Annotated in this window: 16 protein-coding genes and 1 tRNA gene; 9 read left to right on the top strand and 8 right to left on the bottom strand. The window is 65.9% G+C overall.

Annotation, left to right across the window (positions count from 1 at the left end; all coding sequences use genetic code 11):
* Positions 1-34: 34 nt before the first annotated feature.
* From NX774_RS14520 to NX774_RS14500, 5 genes are read left to right on the top strand one after another with little or no spacing between them, the layout of a single operon-like run.
* Positions 35-1,210, top strand: a complete 1,176-nt coding sequence (locus NX774_RS14520) for a DegT/DnrJ/EryC1/StrS family aminotransferase (RefSeq protein ID WP_258822954.1) — start codon at positions 35-37, stop codon at positions 1,208-1,210.
* Positions 1,207-2,253: a GNAT family N-acetyltransferase gene (locus NX774_RS14515; protein ID WP_258822953.1), complete on the top strand. Its 1,047-nt coding sequence runs from the start codon at positions 1,207-1,209 to the stop codon at positions 2,251-2,253. The genes NX774_RS14520 and NX774_RS14515 overlap by 4 nt, the downstream gene beginning before the upstream one ends.
* Before the next feature lie 8 nt (positions 2,254-2,261).
* Positions 2,262-2,507, top strand: coding sequence for an acyl carrier protein (locus tag NX774_RS14510; protein ID WP_258822952.1), 246 nt, complete (start codon positions 2,262-2,264; stop codon positions 2,505-2,507).
* Between the two features lie 3 nt (positions 2,508-2,510).
* Positions 2,511-3,353, top strand: coding sequence for a hydrolase 2, exosortase A system-associated (locus tag NX774_RS14505; protein WP_258822951.1), 843 nt, complete (start codon positions 2,511-2,513; stop codon positions 3,351-3,353).
* On the top strand, positions 3,346-4,182 hold the full coding sequence (locus NX774_RS14500; RefSeq protein WP_258822950.1) for a hydrolase 1, exosortase A system-associated: 837 nt from the start codon (positions 3,346-3,348) through the stop codon (positions 4,180-4,182). The genes NX774_RS14505 and NX774_RS14500 overlap by 8 nt, the downstream gene beginning before the upstream one ends.
* 1 nt (position 4,183) lies before the next feature.
* On the opposite strand, the gene NX774_RS14495 is transcribed toward NX774_RS14500, so the two are convergent.
* The 7 genes from NX774_RS14495 to NX774_RS14465 all read right to left on the bottom strand — a co-directional run bounded on the left by NX774_RS14495 (position 4,184) and on the right by NX774_RS14465 (position 13,921).
* Entirely contained in the window at positions 4,184-5,629 is a 1,446-nt protein-coding gene (locus NX774_RS14495) for a chondroitinase-B domain-containing protein (RefSeq protein WP_258822949.1), read from the bottom strand.
* Entirely contained in the window at positions 5,626-6,996 is a 1,371-nt protein-coding gene (gene prsR, locus NX774_RS14490) for a PEP-CTERM-box response regulator transcription factor (RefSeq protein WP_258822948.1), read from the bottom strand. Before prsR ends, NX774_RS14495 begins: the two co-directional genes overlap by 4 nt.
* 13 nt (positions 6,997-7,009) lie before the next feature.
* Positions 7,010-9,085: an XrtA/PEP-CTERM system histidine kinase PrsK gene (gene prsK / locus NX774_RS14485; RefSeq protein ID WP_258822947.1), complete on the bottom strand. Its 2,076-nt coding sequence runs from the start codon at positions 9,083-9,085 to the stop codon at positions 7,010-7,012.
* Positions 9,086-9,183: 98 nt separating this feature from the next.
* Positions 9,184-10,590, bottom strand: a complete 1,407-nt coding sequence (locus NX774_RS14480; RefSeq protein ID WP_258822946.1) for a TIGR03013 family XrtA/PEP-CTERM system glycosyltransferase — start codon at positions 10,588-10,590, stop codon at positions 9,184-9,186.
* Positions 10,591-10,645: 55 nt separating this feature from the next.
* Positions 10,646-11,692: an SDR family oxidoreductase gene (locus NX774_RS14475; protein WP_370660436.1), complete on the bottom strand. Its 1,047-nt coding sequence runs from the start codon at positions 11,690-11,692 to the stop codon at positions 10,646-10,648.
* A gap of 75 nt (positions 11,693-11,767) precedes the next feature.
* Entirely contained in the window at positions 11,768-13,057 is a 1,290-nt protein-coding gene (locus NX774_RS14470; RefSeq protein ID WP_258822945.1) for a nucleotide sugar dehydrogenase, read from the bottom strand.
* A gap of 522 nt (positions 13,058-13,579) precedes the next feature.
* The gene (locus tag NX774_RS14465) at positions 13,580-13,921 is read right to left on the bottom strand and encodes a hypothetical protein (protein ID WP_258822944.1); all 342 of its coding nucleotides are present in this window, start codon (positions 13,919-13,921) and stop codon (positions 13,580-13,582) included.
* Positions 13,922-14,179: 258 nt separating this feature from the next.
* Here NX774_RS14465 and NX774_RS14460 point away from each other — a divergent pair, with 258 nt between their 5' ends.
* Genes NX774_RS14460 through NX774_RS14450 form a run of 3 tightly spaced genes read left to right on the top strand, consistent with a single transcriptional unit; the run spans position 14,180 to position 16,735 of the window.
* The gene (locus tag NX774_RS14460; protein WP_258822943.1) at positions 14,180-15,685 is read left to right on the top strand and encodes a pilus assembly protein TadG-related protein; all 1,506 of its coding nucleotides are present in this window, start codon (positions 14,180-14,182) and stop codon (positions 15,683-15,685) included.
* Positions 15,682-16,140: a TadE/TadG family type IV pilus assembly protein gene (locus NX774_RS14455; RefSeq protein WP_258822942.1), complete on the top strand. Its 459-nt coding sequence runs from the start codon at positions 15,682-15,684 to the stop codon at positions 16,138-16,140. Before NX774_RS14460 ends, NX774_RS14455 begins: the two co-directional genes overlap by 4 nt.
* Entirely contained in the window at positions 16,127-16,735 is a 609-nt protein-coding gene (locus NX774_RS14450; RefSeq protein WP_258822941.1) for a TadE/TadG family type IV pilus assembly protein, read from the top strand. Before NX774_RS14455 ends, NX774_RS14450 begins: the two co-directional genes overlap by 14 nt.
* Positions 16,736-16,916: 181 nt before the next feature.
* Here NX774_RS14450 and NX774_RS14445 read toward each other — a convergent pair.
* Positions 16,917-16,992 (bottom strand) — tRNA-Arg (locus NX774_RS14445).
* A gap of 202 nt (positions 16,993-17,194) precedes the next feature.
* Between NX774_RS14445 and NX774_RS14440 the strand changes: the two genes are divergently transcribed.
* Entirely contained in the window at positions 17,195-18,073 is an 879-nt protein-coding gene (locus tag NX774_RS14440) for a c-type cytochrome (RefSeq protein ID WP_258822940.1), read from the top strand.
* Positions 18,074-18,119: the final 46 nt, after the last annotated feature.

The raw sequence follows: 18,119 nt of genomic DNA, 5'->3' as shown, positions 1-18,119 counted from the left end.
GCCAATTTTTTAACACTCGATCTATACTCGGCCCATGAGTCACGCCACCCGCCCGATTCCATTGTCCCCGGTGCTGTCGTTCAGCGCACTGCGCCGCGCGCCGGGCACGCGCACCCGCTCGGTGCTGGACGCAGGCGAGGTGCGCTTCGTCACCAGCGGCCGCATTGCGATCGGGCTGGCGCTGCGCGAGATGGGCGTCAAGGCCGGCGACAAGGTGCTGGTGCCGGCCTGGCACAGCCCGTCCATGATCCCGCCGGTGCTGTGGCGCGGCGCGCAGCCTGTGTTCTACAAGCTGCGCGCGGACACCAGCGCCGACCTGGCCGACATCGTGGACAAGCTCGACGACTCGGTGCGCGTGCTGATGGTGACGCACTACTTCGGCTTTGTGCAGCACGAGATCGCGGCCCTGCGCACCCTCTGCGACGCGCGCGGCATCCGGCTGCTGGAAGACTGCGCGCACTGCTTCATTGGCGAGCACCAGGGCCGCCCGGTTGGCGCCTGGGGCGATTATGCGATCGCGAGCAGCATGAAATTCCTGCCGATTTACGAGGGCGGCTTGCTGGTGTCGGCGCGCCACAGCCTGCGCCAGGTGGCGCTGCGCTCGGCGGGCCCGGGATTCGAGGCCAAGATCGCCCTCGCTTCGCTGGAGAAGGCGTTCGCCCACGGGCGCCTGTCGGCCGCGCGCGCCGCGCTCTGGCTGCCCATGAAGGCCAGGGATGCGGCGTGGGGAATGCTCAAACGGCGCACGAACGCCGGCGCCGTGCCGCTTGCGCCCGACTCGTCGGACAGCAGCTTCAACTTCGACGCGCGCTGGATCGACAAGCGCTCGTCGTGGTTCGCGCGGCTGGTGACGCGCCTGGCGTCCCCTAGCCGGATCGCGAGCGCGCGCCGGGCCAACTACGAACGCATCGACGCCAACCTGCGCGGCCTGCCCGGCGGCCGGGCCCTGTACCCGCGCCTGCCGGAAGGCGCATGCCCCTGGGTGTTCCCGTTCCTGGCCGAAGATCCCGAGGGCTTGTGCGAACGCCTGCGCCAGGCCGGCGTGCCGCTGGTGCGCTTTGGGCTGCCGCTGTGGCAGGGTGTGGACGACAGCGTCTGTGCGACCAGCGCACGGCTGTCGCGGCACGTGGTGGGCTTCGCCTGCCACCAGGAGCTGCAGGAGCACGAACTGGCGCGCATGATCGAAGCGATCAGGAAGGCGCTGGCATGAGCTGGACCGTGCTCCCCGCCGCGCGCTTTGCCGAACATGCCACGCTTTGGCAGCAGCTGCACAGCCGCTGCGGCGCGCCGTCGCTGCTGGCCGCCGATTTCGTCGCGCCGCTGCTGGCGCAGTTCGGCACCGGCCGCGAGCTGCTTGCACGCTGCCAGATGGATGGCGAAACCGTGGCGATGGCGCTTGTAGCCCCCGCCGGCCATGCTGGCTGGTCCACCTTCCAGCCGGCGCAGGCACCCATCGGCCTGTGGCTGCAGCGCCCCGGGCTTGACGTGGAGCGGCTGGCCCAAGGCCTGATGCGCGCCCTCCCGGGTTTCCCGCTCGTGTTCGGCATCACGCAGCTGGACCCCGCCATGCACGCGCGCCCCGCCGATTCCGGCAGCGTGCGCACGCTCGACTACATCGACACGGCGCGCGTAACGATCGACGGCAGCTTCGACACATATTGGAACAACCGCGGCAAGAACCTGCGCGCCAACCTGAAGAAGCAGCGCGCGCGGCTGGCCCGGGACGGGACCGCCACCCGCCTCGTGGTCTGCCGCGACGCACAGGACATGGCAGCCGCGGTGGAGGACTACGGGCGGCTGGAGGGCTCGGGCTGGAAGGCGGCCTGCGGCACCGCGGTCGATGCCGGCAACGCGCAGGGCCGCTACTACCGCGCGATGCTGGAAGACTTCTGCCGCCGGGGCGCAGGCAGCGTCTATCGCTACTACTTTGGGGACCAGCTGGTTGCGGCCGACCTGTGCGTGGAGGACGCCGACAGCATCGTCGTGCTCAAGACGGCCTACGACGAGCGCGTGCCGAACGGGTTGTCACCCACGCTGCTGATGCGCGAAGAGGCGTGCCGGCGCCTGTTCGACGAGGGCCGGATCCGGCGCCTGGAGTTCTACGGCCGCGTGATGGACTGGCACCTGCGCTGGACGGAAGATGTGCGTACTATGTACCATGTGAACGTTTACCGATGGCCCGGGCTGCGCCGCCTGCACACGCTGCTGGCGTCCACCGCACGCTCGCGACAGGCCGCGCACCCTTCCCCTTGAAAGCAACCATGTACCTGAACGACGTTAAAAATGTCCTGATCGATGTGCTCAACCTCGGCCCGGCCGGGGAAGCGCTCACCGCCGATTCGCCGCTGCTCGGCAGCCTGCCCGAACTCGATTCGATGGCGGTGGTCACGCTGCTCGGCGCGCTCGAGGAGCGCTTCGGCATCGCAGTGGACGACGACGACATCAGCGCCAGCACCTTCGAAACGCTGGGCAGCCTGGCCAAGTTCGTCGAAGAGAAGGCGGCATGAACGATGGCGCTGCCCGGACACGCGCCTGCTGAACCGATCTACCTCGCAGCGAGCACCGGGCCGCGCTTTTGCCTGTTCCATCACCCGGCCGGCCACTGCCGCGCCGCGCTGGTGTACATCCATCCCTTTGCCGAAGAGATGAACCGCTCGCGCCGCATGACCGCGCTGGCCGCACGCGCGCTGGCCGCCAGCGGCGTGGCGGTGCTGCAGCTGGACCTGCACGGCTGCGGCGACAGCAGCGGCGAGTTCGGCGACGCCCGCTGGGACACCTGGAAGCACGACGTCGCCCTCGCCAGCACCTGGCTGCGCACGCGGCTCGGCATGCCGGTCGGACTGTGGGGGCTGCGCCTTGGCGCCCTGCTCGCGCTCGACTGCGTGCAAGGCGATGCCCTTCCCGCTGACCGCCTGCTGCTGTGGCAACCCGTATTGAGCGGCAGCGGCTACCTGACCCAGCTGCTGCGGCTGCGCCTTGCCGGCGACCTGCTGCAGCAAGACAGTGCAACAACGAGCACCGGATCGCTGCGCGCGCTGCTGCAAGGCGGCAGCACGATTGAAATCGCCGGCTACGACCTGGCGCCGGGACTGGCCCTGCCGATGGACCAGCTCGAGGCCGCCGCGCTCGCGCCGCCCCGCTGCCCGGTGCACTGGTTCGAGGTGGTCGCCGAGCCCGGACGGCCGCTTTCGCCCGCCGCCAGCCGCATCGCCTCTGCATGGCGCGACAAGGGCGCCGATCTGCACACTGAAACGGTCTGCGGGCCGAGCTTCTGGGCCACGCCCGAGATTGCGGAGTGCCCGCCGCTGGTTGAGCCCACCGTCAGCGCCTGCCGCGAGGCCGCGCATGCTTGAGGAGCGCGCATTCGCGTTCCCGTGCGGCGGCGACTGGCTGTACGGGATCCTCAGCCAGCCGGCGCAACCGGCAAGGCGTGGTGTGCTGATCGTGGCCGGCGGCCCCCAGTACCGCGCCGGCAGCCACCGCCAGTTCACCCTGCTGGCGCGCAGCCTGGCCGCGGCTGGCATCCCCGCCATGCGTTTCGACTACCGCGGCATGGGCGACAGCGAAGGCGAGATGCGGCACTTCGAGTCGGTGAACGACGACATCAGGGCGGCCATCGACAGGTTCGTCGCCGAGTCACCGGGCCTGGAAGAGGTTGTGCTGTGGGGGCTGTGCGACGGCGCGAGCGCCGCGGCGATGTACGCGCCGCGAGATCAGCGCGTGCGCGCGCTGGCCCTGCTTAATCCGTGGGTACGCACCGAGGAAGGCGCAGCCAGGGCCACGATCAGGCACTACTACGGCGCACGGGTGCTCGAACGCGCGTTCTGGGCCAAGGTACTGGATGGCCGCTTCGAATACCGCGCCGCAATCGCATCGTTCACCGCACTGGCGCGCAAGGCGCTGGCGGGCGGCCGGCGCGACGGCGCGGCGATGACGCTGCCGGAGCGCGTGCACGCAGCGCTGCGCTCCTTCAAGGGCGAGGTGCTCATCATGCTGAGTGGCGCCGACCTGACCGCGCAGGAGTTTGCCGGTCTCGCGTCCACGCAGGCTTGGGAAAAGCTGCTCGGGGAAAGCCGGTTCACGCGCCACACGCTGGCCGGGGCCGACCACACCTGCTCGCGGCGCGCATGGCACGACCAGGTGGCAGAGTGGACCCGCAGCTGGATCTGCGCCCTGGCCTGAGCTAGCGTACGCAGTCTGCGAAATTCTCGAACGCGCCGTAGCTCGCCCACACCGGCCGCGCCCTGCCGCACATGTCCACGGCCGCGCCGGTGATGGCGCGCCTTGGTGGCGCCGCCTTCCAGCGCAGGTTCAGCTCCCGCACGTTCTCGAACAGCCGGCGTACCGGGTGATAGCCCGCGTACAGGTAGGCGATCGGCGTGTCCAGGTTGTCCAGCGCCCGCACCCGCGCCCCGTTACGCGCGCGGATCGTGCCATCGACCAGGTTGCTGATCACGTCCGCGCCGCTCTCGGGAAAGCGCACGTCGATGCCGCCGGTGTCGAGCAGCGTGTTGTGGATGATCTGCGTGTCGGCCGCGCTGTTGATGTAGATGCCGGCGTCGGAGCAGGCGGCGACGAGGTTGTCGCGGATGACGCCATGGTCCTGCTCGGTGATGCACCGGCGGTCGCGGCAATATGGCTTGCCGGTGCCGCCGCCGCCAAACGACAGGCCGACGCGCTGGCCGGGTTGGCCCTGCAGCCGCTGCTCGCACAGCACCACGTTGCCGGCGATGGTGGTGCCCGCGCCGGCGCCCTTGGCAAACGCGCCATAGCTGACGCGGTCGCCCTGCGCCTTGATGAAGTCCGCAATGTAGTTGGCGCGAATGGTCCAGCCGCTGGCGCCCACCAGGTCGATCGGCGTCACCGGGCCGGCCGTCTTGCGCGGAGCGGAATTGGCCAGCGTGTTGTGGTCGATGAGGCCATGGTCCGGAAAGCGCCCGCCGCTGCCGTTGATCTTGAAGTGCGCGTTGAAATCGCTGATCGAATTGTTCACGGCCACGAAATGATGGGCGTCGCCCGCCACGTGGAACGCGTGCTCGCAGCGCGCGTCAATTGTGCAGGCGCCCTGCACAATCAGGTTCTCGAAGCGCCACCACGGTCCGGATACCGCAAAGCCCTCCACGGTATCGAACTGGATGACCACCGAGCCATGGCGCTCGGCGCGCACGGTGATGGGCGCCTGCTCGGTGCCCGCGGCGAGCGCCACCAGCCCCGCGCCAAAGCGGTAGGTCCCCGGCAGCAGCGTGATCACGTCGCCCGGCTGCGCCGCCTGCACTGCCGCGCGCACATCGGCCGGGCTGCTGGCGAATTTGCGCAGCCGGCGGCAACCCGGCGTGCGCCAGCAGGCCTGGTCGCTGGCCTGGGAAGACGGCATGGCCATGGCGCCGACGGAGAACGAAGGCATCGCATACGGGCCGGGTCCGCTGCGGTCGAGCGACAGCAAGCGCTCCTGCAGCCAGCTGCCGATGCCGCTGACAAGCGGGTTGTGGCCTGCGCTGCGCTGGCCGACGTATGGCCCGAGCGCGCGCGGCGCCACGCCCATGCCCTGCAGGTACAACGCGGCCGCCGTCGTCACCGACAAGCCGAGCAGCGCCAGCAGCGAGGCATAGCGCAGCGCGCGCGCAGTCATGCGGCCGCCGCTGCCGGCTTGATGGCGTGGCGCGCCATCAGGTCGTACATGGTGGGACGGCTGATGCCCAGCAGTTCGGACGCCTTGACGATGTTCCCGTCCACCCGCGCGAGCACCTTGATGATGGCCTTGTATTCCGCGTCGTCGCGCACCTGGCGCAGGTTGATCGGCTCGTCTTGGGCGGCGGTGTCGGGCAGGCCAAGGTCGTCGGCGCCGATCGACGAGCCGTCGGCCATGATGACGGCGCGCTTGATGCAGTTCTCCATCTCGCGCACGTTGCCGGGCCAGGACCAGGACTCGATCGCCGCCACCGCCTCGGGTGAAAAATGCAGCGCGGCCCGCGACTCCTGGGCGCAGAACTTGTTCTTGAAGTGGTGGGCCAGCAGCGCCGCGTCGCCACTGCGCTCCCGCAGCGGCGGAATGTTCACCACGATCTCGGACAGGCGGTAGTACAGGTCCTCGCGGAAGCGCCCCGCCGCGCACAGGTCCTTGAGCTTCTGGTGGGTGGCGCACACGATGCGCACATCCACCGGGATCTCCTCGTGCCCGCCGATGCGCTCGATCACGCGCTCCTGCAAAAAGCGCAACAGCTTGGCCTGCAGCGCCATCGGCAGGTCGCCCACTTCGTCCAGGAAGAAGGTGCCGCCGTGGGCCAGCTCCACCTTGCCCTTGGTCTGCTTGGCCGCGCCGGTGAAGGCGCCCTTCTCGTAGCCGAACAGCTCGCTCTCGAGCAGGTTCTCGGGAATGGCCGCGCAGTTGATCGCCATGAAGCGCTGGCCGGCGCGGGGACTCAACTGGTGCAGCGCGCGCGCCAGCACCTCCTTGCCGGTGCCGCTTTCACCCAGCAGCATCACCGACGCCGAGGTAGGCGCGACTTTTTCGATATTGCGGCACACCTTGAGCATGCCCGGGTCGCGGCTGATCACGCCGGCCAGCGGCGAGTCGGCCTGCAGCGTTTGCATGCGCCGGTTCTCCTGCTGCAGCGCGTGCAAGAAGAACGCGCGCTCGATCACGAGGTTCAGGATCACCGGGTCGCACGGCTTCTGGTGGAAGTCGTATGCGCCCATGCCGATCGCCTTGACCGCGTGCGCGTGGTCCTGGTTGCCGGTGAGGACAATCACGCGCGTGCTTGGGGCCATCGCCAGGATCTGCTGCAGCGTGGCCAGTCCTTCGGTGGCGCCGTCCGGGTCGGGCGGCAGGCCCAGGTCCATGGTCACCACCGCCGGCTCGTGGCGGCGCACCTGCGCCAGCGCGCTCTCGCGGTCGCCCGCGACCACCACGTCGTAGGCGTCCAGGCTCCACTTGAGCTGCTTCTGCAGCCCGGGATCGTCTTCGATGATGAGCAGTTTCGGTTTCGTTTGTGTCACAGCGCTTTCCTCTTCATGCGGCTTGTTCGATGGCCTGCGTCTCTTCCTGGTAGAGAGGCAGGACGACTTTGAAGGTGGTTCCCTGGGTCGGCTTGCTGGTCACTTCCAGGCTGCCGCCCAGCTCGATGATGTATTCACGGCTTTCGAACACGCCAATGCCCATGCCGGCCGACTTGGTGGACTCGAACGGCTTGAACAGGCGTTCGCGGATGAATTCCTCGCTCATGCCAGCGCCCGTGTCCGCGATCTCGACCAGCACGCCGGCGCCGCTCGCGCCCACGCGGATCACGACCTCGCCGTTCCTGGGCGTGGCTTCGATGGCGTTCTGGATCAGGTGGCCCACCACGCGCTCGAGCCGCTCGCGGTCGGCCAGCACGTACAGCCCGGTGCTGTTGATCTCCAGCCGCGGCCGCGGCTCGAACGCCGCCTTGAGCGCGACCGCCTGGCGCACCACCTGGTCCACCGCCAGCGGCTCCGGATTCTCGGGACGCCCGGCGCGGCCCAGCTTTTGCAGCAGCAGCTTCATCTTCTGCACCGAATAGCTGACCGTCTCCTGCATGTCGCGCTGGAATTCGGGATTGTCGCGATGGCGCTCGGCGTTGGCGTTCATCAGCGACAGCTGCGCCACCAGGTTCTTCAGGTCGTGCACCACGAAGGTGGACATGCGGTTGAACGACTCGAACTGGCGCGCCACCATCAGCGCGTTGGCGGCATCCTGCTGCGCCAGGTAGCTGGCCGCCTGGCTGCCGGCGATGCCGAGCAGGTCGATCACTTCCCAGTTCAGCTTGACCGGGCTGCGCGCGTTTTGCAGCAGCACGAAGCCGAACAGCTTGCCCTGCAGGACCAGCGGCACCACCAGCCAGCCGCGCGGGAAGCTTTCCACCCATGCCGGCAGCGCCAGCCCTTCGTAGCGCTCGGGGTGGCGCGCGCACTCGTGCAGGTCCACCACCCACTGCGTCGATTCGAGGAACTGGCAGAACGGGGAGGCGTCCGGCTCGCGCGCGGACACCGCGGGGACGTGCCAGTAAGCGACCGGCTCGAATGCGCCGCCGTCGCGCCGCTGCCACAACACGCCGCCGGGGCTTTCGACCAGCGCGGCCACGGCCTCGATCGCCCGTTCGGCCAGGCCCGGCCCCGGCTCGGAGAGGGTGCGCGTGAAGCGCATCCATTCCTCGCGGTAGTCGTAGTTGTAGCGGTAGAAGTGCTTGCTGATGAAGACCTTGAGCCAGGAGCGGAAGGCGCCGGAGAACAGGATCCCGGCCAGCAGCACCAGTGCGCCGAACAAGAAGGTCACCTGCATCACCGTGCCCCAGCTGCCGCCGAAAAAACGCAGGTAGTAGCCGGCCGATCCCATGGCGAGCAGGTAGATGGCGGACCCGAACAGCGCGGCCGAATGGAACATCACGCGGCGCGACACCGCCAGCGGCGTGGACCACGACTTGCTGCGCCCGACCGACACCGCCAGCAGCGGCACCGTGAGCGCGTTGACGACGCCGCGCGCGGCCCACACGTCCGGGTGCGTCTCGCGGAACAGCATGGTGTGGCTGTACAGGTAGAAGTCGTAGGCGAACATGCCGCCGATGCCAAGGCAGGCGAACTTGATGGCCCAGCGCTCCTGCGCCGACTTGTTGCGGTACACCTGCTCGACCAGCAGCATGCCGTACACCGCGAACACCACATGCGCGGCGACAGTGGGCATGAGCCCGAAGCGCGCGAACAGCGGCAGGTTCCAGTAGCCGGAAAGCGTGGCGGCCAGCATCAGCACGTACAGGCAGCCGCCCGCAAACCACGATGGCCGCAAGCCGAACGGCAAGCGGCTGCGCGGATCGCGGTAGTGACCGTGCAGCCCAGCCAGGAAGATCGACCAGCCGGCGTCGCGCAGGATCTCCAGCACGCCGGTCATGGCCGACCACATCACCATGCGCGAGGCGGCCCAGCCCAGTGCGGCGGCCCACGCGGCGGACAGCAGGCAGGCGGCTGTGAGCGCGCGGCCGTGGTTGCGGCCGCGCCAGCGGGTCATCATCGGCACGCCGAGCACCAAAAAGCAAACGGCGGCCAGCGCGTAGCTATAGGCGGCGATACTCGTCACGATGCACCATCAGTAGAAATAAAGGCATGCGCCGGGATGGCGCAGCCAGGCAAAGCAGTTTGTTGCGCAGGCCGCGCCGGGCAGCCCGCCATATGACATCAGCGTCCGCTGCGGAACAGCACCACCTTGAGCGTGTCGATCAGGATCAGCATGTCCAGGAACAGGCTGTTGTTCTTCACGTAGTACAGGTCGTACTGCAGCTTTTGCAGCGCATCCTCGGCCGAGGAGCCGTAGCCGTAGCGCACCTGCGCCCAGCCGGTGATGCCCGGCTTGATGCTGTGGCGGACGTTGTAGTACGGGACCACCTCGATCAGCTGCTCGACGAAGTACGGGCGCTCGGGGCGCGGGCCGACGAACGACATCTCGCCCTTGAATACGTTGACGATCTGCGGCAGCTCGTCGATCCGGGTCTTGCGCATGAAGTTGCCAACGCGGGTGACGCGCGGATCGTTCTGCGCCGCCCACTGCGGCTTGCCGCCTTTTTCGGCGTCGGCGCGCATGCTGCGGAATTTGTGCACGCGGAAGGTCTTGCCGTCCTTGCCCACGCGCTCCTGCGAATAGAACACCGGGCCGCCATCCTCCAGCTTGACCGCGATCGCGGCCAGCAGCATCAGCGGGAAGGTCAGCGCCAGGATCGTCGCGCTGCACACCAGGTCGAACGAGCGCTTCATGAAGGTGCGCACGAAGCTCTGGTCGAAGCCGCCGCCGAACACCAGCCAGCTCGGCTGCAGCGAATCGACGCGGATCTGGCAGGTCTCGCGCTCGAAGAAGGTGGCGGCGTCGGTCACCTTCACGCCCTGCAGTTTGCAGTCGAGCAGTTCCTTGATTGGCAGGCCCGAGCGGCGGTTCTCGACCGAGACCACGATCTCCTCGACCCCGTGCTTCTTCGCCATCGACAGCAGCGAGTCGCCGTCCTTCATCTTGAGCAGGTTCGACGCCGGCACGCACAGCTCCTCCGACTCGGTCTGGATGAAGCCGGCGATCTTGTAACGGTGGTAGCGCGAGCTCTGCCCCGCCAGGTCGCTGCACTCCTTGGCCAGCGGGCCGCCGCCAAGGAACATGATGCGCTGCTGCAGGAAGCGCAGCTCGGACGTCTTCAGGAAGATCATCCGCGCCACCGCGATGCCGGCGGCGGCGATCGCGAACACCAGCAGCAGGATGCTGCGCCCGAACGACAGGTCCGGCGCCAGGTAGAACACCAGCGTCAGGATGAAAAAGCCCATCACGAACGACGGCATCAGCTGCATCAGGAACGAGTTGCGCGAAGTCCCCTCGCCGAAATTGAGCTGGTACATGCCCATTGCGCTCATGCTGAAGATGACCGCGGTCGCAAACGCGATCGCCGAGGTGAAGAAATGGTGCAGGTGCTCGGCCGAGAGCACTTCGCCCGAGCCGATGTGGCGCACTGCCGCGCCGGCATAGGCGGAGCCCATCAGCACCAGCAGCTCCACGAACAGGAGTACAAATACGATCTTCGACACATAGTGATTAGAGATCCTAAGCACGTCAGCCTCCGGAATACTTTCTTGCTTCGTTTGTTACTGTGGCACGCCGGGCGCGTTATCCCTGCCGGGCGAGGTCGCGGACGTACCAATCCATTGCCTGTTTCAAGCCTTCCCCGATCCGGTGCGTCGGCGCGTAGCCGAGCAGCGCGGCGGCCTTTGAAATGTCTGCCTGCGAATGCCGTACGTCGCCTGGCCGGAAGTCGACGTATTGCGGCGCATGCCCTTCCACGTGCGGGAACCGCTCGCGCAGCAGGTCACGCATCATCTGGTACAGCTGGTTGAGCGTGGTGCGGTCATTCAGCGCCACGTTGTACACCTGGTTGGCCGCGTCCTTGCCTGCCAGCGCGGCGAGCAGGTTGGCCTGCACCACGTTGTCGATGTAGCAGAAGTCGCGGCTGGTCTCGCCGTCGCCATTGATCTTCAGCGGCGTGTTGCGGATCAGCGCGGCGATCCACTGCGGGATCACGGCGGCATACGCTCCGTTCGGATCCTGGCGCGGGCCGAACACGTTGAAGTAGCGCAGCCCGATCGACTCCATGCCGTAGGTGCGGCCGAACACGTTCGCGTACAGCTCGTTCACGTACTTGGTCACCGCGTACGGCGACAGCGGGTTGCCGATCTGGTGCTCGATCTTGGGCAGCGCCGGATGGTCGCCGTAGGTCGAGCTCGACGCGGCGTAGATGAAGCGCTTCACCCCGGCGTCGCGCGCGGCGACCAGCATGTTCAGGAAACCGGTGACATTGGTCTCGTTGGTGCCGATCGGGTTGTCGATCGAGCGCGACACCGAGCCCAGCGCCGCCTCGTGCAGCACGAAGTCCACGCCCTCGCAGGCGCGGTGGCAATCGGCCAGGTTGCGGATGTCCGCTTCGATGAACGTGAAGTTCGCCCACAGGCTGGGGCCGACGAGGTCGCGGACCTGGTGCAGGTTGTGCTGGTGGCCGGTGGCGAAGTTATCCAGCCCGGTCACGCGCTGGCCCAGGCGCAGCAGCGCTTCCACCAGGTTCGAGCCGATGAAGCCGGCCGCGCCGGTGACCAGCCAGTGATAGCGGTGTTCGCGCAGGTGCTGCTCGACGTCGTTGATCTTGTTCACTTTGTCAGACACTTTCCAGGTAACGCCAGGGTTGATGCCGGCTGCCGCCACCGTCATCAAGGCGGGGGCAGCCGCAAATCGCGGTGCTTACAGGCGCCAGACGCAAAAGCCGGCTTCCTTGATCGCCTTCGGGTCGAACTGCGACTTCACGTCGATGAAGCAGCCACCTTCGTTGAGCCGGGACTCGAAATCGACCAGCGAACGCGCCAGCACTTCCTTGTGCGGCACGGCCACGATCAGCGCATCGGCCTTGGGCAGGCTGTCCCAGCTTTCCAGCTTGATGCCGTACTCGTGCTGCGCTTCCTCGGCGTCGGCCACCGGGTCGTGCACGTGCACGTCGCAGCCGTAGCTCTCCAGTTCGTGGACGATGTCGGCCACCTTGGAGTTGCGCAGGTCCGGGCAGTTCTCCTTGAAGGTCAGGCCCACCACGTTGACCTTCGAGCCCTTCACGTGAAAGCCGCTCGAGATCATGCTCTTGACCGTTTTCTCGGCCACGAACTTGGCCATGCCGTCGTTGATGCGGCGGCCCGCCAGGATCACCTGCGGGTGGTAGCCGATCATCTCGGCCTTGTGGGTCAGGTAGTACGGATCGACGCCGATGCAGTGGCCGCCCACCAGGCCCGGGCGGAACGGCAGGAAGTTCCACTTGGTGCCGGCGGCCTTGAGCACTTCCAGCGTGTCGATGCCCACCTTGTCGAAGATGATCGCCAGCTCGTTCATCAGGGCGATGTTCAGGTCGCGCTGGGTGTTCTCGATGACCTTGGCCGCCTCCGCCACCTTGATGCTCGAGGCGCGGTGCACGCCGGCGGCCACGACCGACTCGTACAGGCCGGCCACGCGCTCGAGCGTTTCCTCGTCGTCGCCAGAAACCACCTTCAGGATCGTGGTCAGGCGGTGCTCCTTGTCGCCCGGGTTGATGCGCTCGGGCGAGAAGCCGACGTGGAAGTCGTCCTTCCACTTCAGGCCGGAATGCTTTTCCAGCAGCGGGATGCAGACCTCTTCGGTCGCGCCGGGGTAGACGGTCGATTCGTACACCACGATCGCGCCGCGCTTCATGTGGGCGCCGACGGTGCGGCTGGCGCCTTCGAGCGGGGTGAAATCGGGGTTGTGGGCGATGTCCACCGGGGTGGGCACGGCCACCACGATATAATCGGCCTGGCCCAGCATGGCGGGATCGGTGGTCACCTCCAGGTGGCGCGATGCCTTCAGCTCCTCGGTGGAAACCTCGCCGGTCGGGTCCACAAAGCGTTTGTAGTTCTCGACCTTGGTGGCGGACAGGTCAAAGCCGATCGTCCTGCCCTTTTTGCCGAATTCCACTGCCAGCGGCAAGCCGACATATCCCAGACCTACTACTGCGACGACCTCATCTGCTTTCATGTTCGGTTCCGTTCTCAAAAGAGTTGCACAAGTGCAAGTCTTTGACACCACGCCGCAATGGCGCCGATCTCGTCGAGATTGTCAAAACTGCACTACTTTAATTCTTGTTGCGATATCAAAAAGATACTAACGGCACTGCGCGGATGCTTCGCCACGGTGGTCGTGGCGGCGTCGATCCTGAGCATGAACATCGCTGTCGCGTCGCTTCATCACAACAGTTCGTTGCCTGAAACACGCAGTTGCCGAAAAATTGGCCCGTTATTTCGGACGGGCGAGGTTGCTCCGTTCCCCGCACCAGATTGTCAAATCATCTCTGGCTTATCGGAAACAACGGTGCAATAGTAGCATTTTCTAAAATTCAAGTTCCGGGGCGAATTGAATCGTGCGCACCCCTTGGCTGTTGAGCTAATCCTAGTTCTTGAGCTCGACTGGACGGCGCACGATTGGACGGGTGGGGAGGCGGGAGGAAACGGGTTGCACGGGCCAGCTGGGCGCGGCCGCGTGCGCTTGCGAGAGCTTGGGTCAGGCCTTAATGGCGGTGCAGCCCTTGCTGGCCTGGGCCGCCCCGATCGCGGCGACCTCGCCCTTGGATTTGGCGACATCGGCAGCGTAGTCGCCGGTGAACAGGCTGGCGGGCACCAGCACCCAAAACACGAAGGCAGCGTCGAGGTTGGCCTTCTTTTCCTGCTTGGCCGAAAAATCCTGCAGCCGGGCCCTGGCGTCGGTCATGCGCTCGGCCAGCTGTGCGCACTCGGTCGCCATGTACGACGCGTCGGAAACGAAACTTGGTTCGATCTTTTCGGGACGGGTCGCGCAACCGGCCACGGCTGCCAGCACCCCTGCAGCGGCAATCAGCTTTTTCATGTCTCCTCCAAATCAATTGTCAGCGTGACAATGACTCGATGCTACATTTCGCCGAATTAAGCTGTCGCGCGGTAACGCAAAGGCGACGCACGCCGAAGCGCGCGAGCGGCACACAAGCGACGCCGCCGCAGGGTTGAGCGCCTCCCCTCCGGCCAGTGCAGGGTTAGTTACTGATTTTCATCAAGCGCAAAAAAATTGACGGAACTAAAGTTTCCTCGAAGGAGATTCACGGCCGCAAGACTACACCGAGGAGTCCTGATGTCATTGATGTATGCAAACGGCACCCTGGTTCGCACCCCGCCACTGCCGGGCCCATCGCTACCGCGGCGCCGTTCGCAGGCGGGCTCGATCGCGATCATGTTTTCCGGCGCGCTGTTCCTGTTCTTTGCGCTGCTCGGCTTCAGCTGGGACCTGTCGCGGGCATACAACCGCAAGATCGAGGTCCAGCAACTGGCCAACGCCGCGGCGCTTGCCGCCGCGCACGAGCTGAACGGGACAGCGGCCGGGATTACGAATGCCAAGAACAAGGCCAGCGCATCCGTCCGCAGGCTTGCCTACAACTACTCCACGTTGGCGCCCTGGTCCGACGACGCCATTTCCTTCAGCGACAGCCTGACCGGCGAATGGGTCACGCTCGATGTCGCCACCTCGAATCCGCAGGGAGTGAAGTTCGTGAAGATCGACACGACCGCCTTGGGCTACGCCGTCAGCCATGTCTACACCATTTTCATGAACGTGGTCTCGCCAAGTGCGTCCCTGAACATGTCTGCGACCGCGATCGCCGGCCCGTCGCAACTGGCGGCGGTCCCGTTTGGTATATGCGCAATGTCGTCCAATGCGGCTACCGCGCGCCTGAATCCGGGTTCGGCCACGCCCAGCCTGGCCCCGCCAAATACGGAGCTGGTCGAATATGGATTCCGGCGCGGGGTTGGCTACGATTTGATGAACCTGAATCCAAATGGAACGACCGCCCAGAATTTCATGATCAGCCCCATCTCCGGCGTCATGGATGAAGCAACCGTGGGCGCCTTCATTTGTACGGGTTCCATGGTTGCACGAGGAATCGTCAACAAATCGGTCACCGTGGCCAGGGGCTTCCCCATCGCGGACCTGTACAAGCACTTCAATTCGCGCTTCGACAGTTATCCGGCCGGGGCGTGCAGTCCGAATTCGGCCCCGCCGGACGCGAACGTGAAGGCTTACGATCGTTCGGTCGCCGGCGCGGTGCCGTGGATGTCACCGGTACCGGGGACGCAATCGGCGCGCTCGCTGGCCTCTGGCGGGGAGCTCTGGACTGTCGCAGATCCGCTGCCAGCGCCGTCAAGCAATACGGCGGGCGACTATGGCGTTCTCTGGTCGTACGCGAAAGCGGTTCCCTATTCCTCTTACGTTCCGGGAGCAACGGAGCCGAGCGGCGGTTATGTGCCGTTTGGTGTCAGTGATTGGAAGACCTTGTACGACCCCGGGCGCCCGGTGGCAACAGCCAGCTACCCAACCAGCAGTTCGGCGCCAACGCCCTACTGGGCGACCTCGGGGGCAAACTTCCTGGCCCCGCCAACGGCGTCGCACCGGCCCGGAATTCGCAACCGGCGCCTGTTGTATGTGCCTTTGCTTGAGTGCCCCGTTCCTGGATCAACGGCCAAGGTGCTGGCAATTGGCAGGTTCTTCATGACCGCCCCTGCGACCTCGACCAGCTTGTATGCGGAGTTTGCAGGAATCGCTTCGGAAAATACCATGGGAACCCAAATGGAGCTCTACCAATGAGACCGACGACGCGCAACGGGAAGTCACAACAGGGGGTCGCGGCGGTTGAATTCGCGATGCTATCGGTGCTGCTGGTCATGCTGCTGACGGTTCCGCTCTTCTTCAGTCGCGTATTCTGGCATTACACGACGATGCAAAAGGCTGCGCATGATGCAGCGTGGTATCTCGCGACGGTTCCGTCGCACGACATGAAGAATTATTCGAAGGCGTTGGACGCGGTGAGTATTGCGAAATTCATTGCCGAGTCGGAGGTGGCGGAGCTCAACCCTGGCGGGGAATACCCCGTGGCACCAACTGTCGAGTGCCGTCCACTTCCCTGCGGCATTGGCAGTCCCAGCACCGTGGCCGTGCGAGTCGGCACGCTCATGTACGACCCGATTTTCCACGTTTCTTATGCTGGGGCGGACGGCTTTCCCGTGCTTGCGATTTCGGAGATGAACTATGTCGGTCCTTGAGCGGCCACCTGTCGCCACCCGTCGCCGGCAACAAGGCACTGCCGCAGTCGAGCTTGCGTTTATCATGATCCCATTTCTTCTGTTTATCTTCGGCGTCATGGAGCTGGCGCGGGCGATGTATGTGATCAACACGCTGCAAGAAGTGACGCGTCGCGCGGCGGTGGGGGCCGCCAACAGCGACTTTCATGAGCCTGCACTCACCCTGGTGCGCCAGCGCGCCATCTTTCGCAATTCGGCGGGTTCCTTGCTGCTGGCGCCGCCGGTGACGGACCAGCATGTGCGCATCGACTACCTGGCGCTGATCAGGAACCCGGACGGATCGACGACGCCAAAAGTCATCCCCACCGCCTCGCTGCCCGAGACGCCGGCGAAAAACCTCGCCACCTGTACGGCCGATGCCAATGCGCCCACATGCATCCGGCTGGTGCGCGCGCGCATCTGCGATCCGGTGAACAGTAGCGGCTGCGACGCCGTAACCGCCGAATCGGTTTTCCCGCTGGTCAAGCTGCCACTGCCGATGCCGCTCTCGACCACCATCGTCCCGGCGCAAAGCCTGGGATACACCACGCCGGCATGCTTGCCTTGTGGTGTCTGAGTAGGTCTGCCACTCGGAACTAACCGTACCCCGCAGCTGAGCCTGCCGGGTGCGGTTGGTCCGTATCCCATCCATTTCGCTCCGGCCGATATTGATCCGGCATGCCCGAATTGCTGCGCCAGACGGCGGAGTTCGACGTGAGCACCCCACGGGGGCAACACGCGTGATTTTTTTGGTGGGATGGCGCGGCTGGCGGGGATCGAACCCACGACCCTTGGCTTCGGAGGCCAATACTCTATCCACTGAGCTACAGCCGCTGAGGGGAACTGCGAAGTGATGCGAAGCATACAGTAAATCCGCCCTCCCCGTCCATGGAAACCGGCCCCGCTCGACTGAATTGCGTTCCAAAAGGTTGACGGAGGGTCTATAATCGGCCGTTTAGCGGCAGTTGCAAGCTGGCATCCTTGCCTGCGCACGGGCCGGCGGACAGGTTTTTTTAATTGTTGTATTAAGGAAATCATGAGCGACGAACACAAAGAACATCAATCCTTCATCCGGACCCCGAAGCAGCTCATCGCCGTGGTCGCTGGTTTCTTCCTCGTAATCATCATCGGCATCATCCTGCTGGTCACCTACGCCACCAGCAGCAAGCTGACCGGCGCCGGTACCGAGAGCCAGAGCCCCGAGGCAGTCGCCCAGCGCATCCAGCCGGTGGCCGAGCAGGGCTACACGCTGAAGGACACCAACGCGCCCAAGGTGCTGCAGACCGGCGAAGCCATCTACAACACCACTTGCGCCGCCTGCCACGGCACCGGCGCGGCTGGCGCACCGAAGTTCGGCGACGCCGGCGCATGGGGCGCACGCATTGCTCAAGGTTTCGACACCCTGGTCCAGCACGCCACCCAGGGCATTCGCGCCATGCCGGCCAAGGGCGGCAATCCTGACCTGTCTGACGTCGAAGTCGCTCGCGCCGTCGCTTACATGGCCAACAAGGCTGGCGCCAACTTCAAGGAGCCGGAAGCACCGGCCGGCGCGGCCGCAGCGGCCAGCGCCCCGGCAGAAGCAGCCCCGGCAGCAAGCGCGCCGGCAGCCGCAGCGGCACCGGCAGCGGCTCCTGCCGCCGCAGCCCAGCCGAAAGCGGCCTCGGCCGACGCCGGCAAGGCACTGTACAGCTCGACCTGCCAGGCTTGCCACGGCGCTGGGATCGCCGGCGCACCGAAGTTCGGCGACAAGGCCGCCTGGGCTGCGCGCATCAAGCAAGGCAGCAACGTCTTGTATGACCACGCCATCAAGGGCTTCCAGGGCAAGGCCGGCGTGATGCCGCCGAAAGGTGGCTCGACCGCCTCGGACGACGAGGTCAAGGCAGCCGTCGATTACATGGCGGCCGCGGCGAAATAAGCCAGTCCGTCCTGCCCCAAAAAACCGCCCGCGCATGGGCGGTTTT

Origin of the sequence: Massilia agilis (genome assembly GCF_024756255.1) — a bacterium.
GTDB classification, from domain to species: domain Bacteria; phylum Pseudomonadota; class Gammaproteobacteria; order Burkholderiales; family Burkholderiaceae_D; genus Telluria; species Telluria agilis.
Note: the sequence above shows the minus strand (reverse complement) of the source record. Positions and strands in the feature narration are given on the sequence as shown.

Bases quoted from the DNA above. Each gene is read 5' to 3' on its own strand.
- NX774_RS14465 (WP_258822944.1), bottom strand. From the start codon at position 13,921: ATGAAAAAGCTGATTGCCGCTGCAGGGGTGCTGGCAGCCGTGGCCGGT.
- NX774_RS14520 (WP_258822954.1), top strand. From the start codon at position 35: ATGAGTCACGCCACCCGCCCGATTCCATTGTCCCCGGTGCTGTCGTTC.
- NX774_RS14455 (WP_258822942.1), top strand. From the start codon at position 15,682: ATGAGACCGACGACGCGCAACGGGAAGTCACAACAGGGGGTCGCGGCG.
- NX774_RS14495 (WP_258822949.1), bottom strand. From the start codon at position 5,629: ATGACTGCGCGCGCGCTGCGCTATGCCTCGCTGCTGGCGCTGCTCGGC.
- NX774_RS14510 (WP_258822952.1), top strand. From the start codon at position 2,262: ATGTACCTGAACGACGTTAAAAATGTCCTGATCGATGTGCTCAACCTC.
- NX774_RS14460 (WP_258822943.1), top strand. From the start codon at position 14,180: ATGTCATTGATGTATGCAAACGGCACCCTGGTTCGCACCCCGCCACTG.
- NX774_RS14450 (WP_258822941.1), top strand. From the start codon at position 16,127: ATGTCGGTCCTTGAGCGGCCACCTGTCGCCACCCGTCGCCGGCAACAA.
- NX774_RS14505 (WP_258822951.1), top strand. From the start codon at position 2,511: ATGGCGCTGCCCGGACACGCGCCTGCTGAACCGATCTACCTCGCAGCG.
- NX774_RS14500 (WP_258822950.1), top strand. From the start codon at position 3,346: ATGCTTGAGGAGCGCGCATTCGCGTTCCCGTGCGGCGGCGACTGGCTG.
- NX774_RS14515 (WP_258822953.1), top strand. From the start codon at position 1,207: ATGAGCTGGACCGTGCTCCCCGCCGCGCGCTTTGCCGAACATGCCACG.
- NX774_RS14470 (WP_258822945.1), bottom strand. From the start codon at position 13,057: ATGAAAGCAGATGAGGTCGTCGCAGTAGTAGGTCTGGGATATGTCGGC.
- NX774_RS14440 (WP_258822940.1), top strand. From the start codon at position 17,195: ATGAGCGACGAACACAAAGAACATCAATCCTTCATCCGGACCCCGAAG.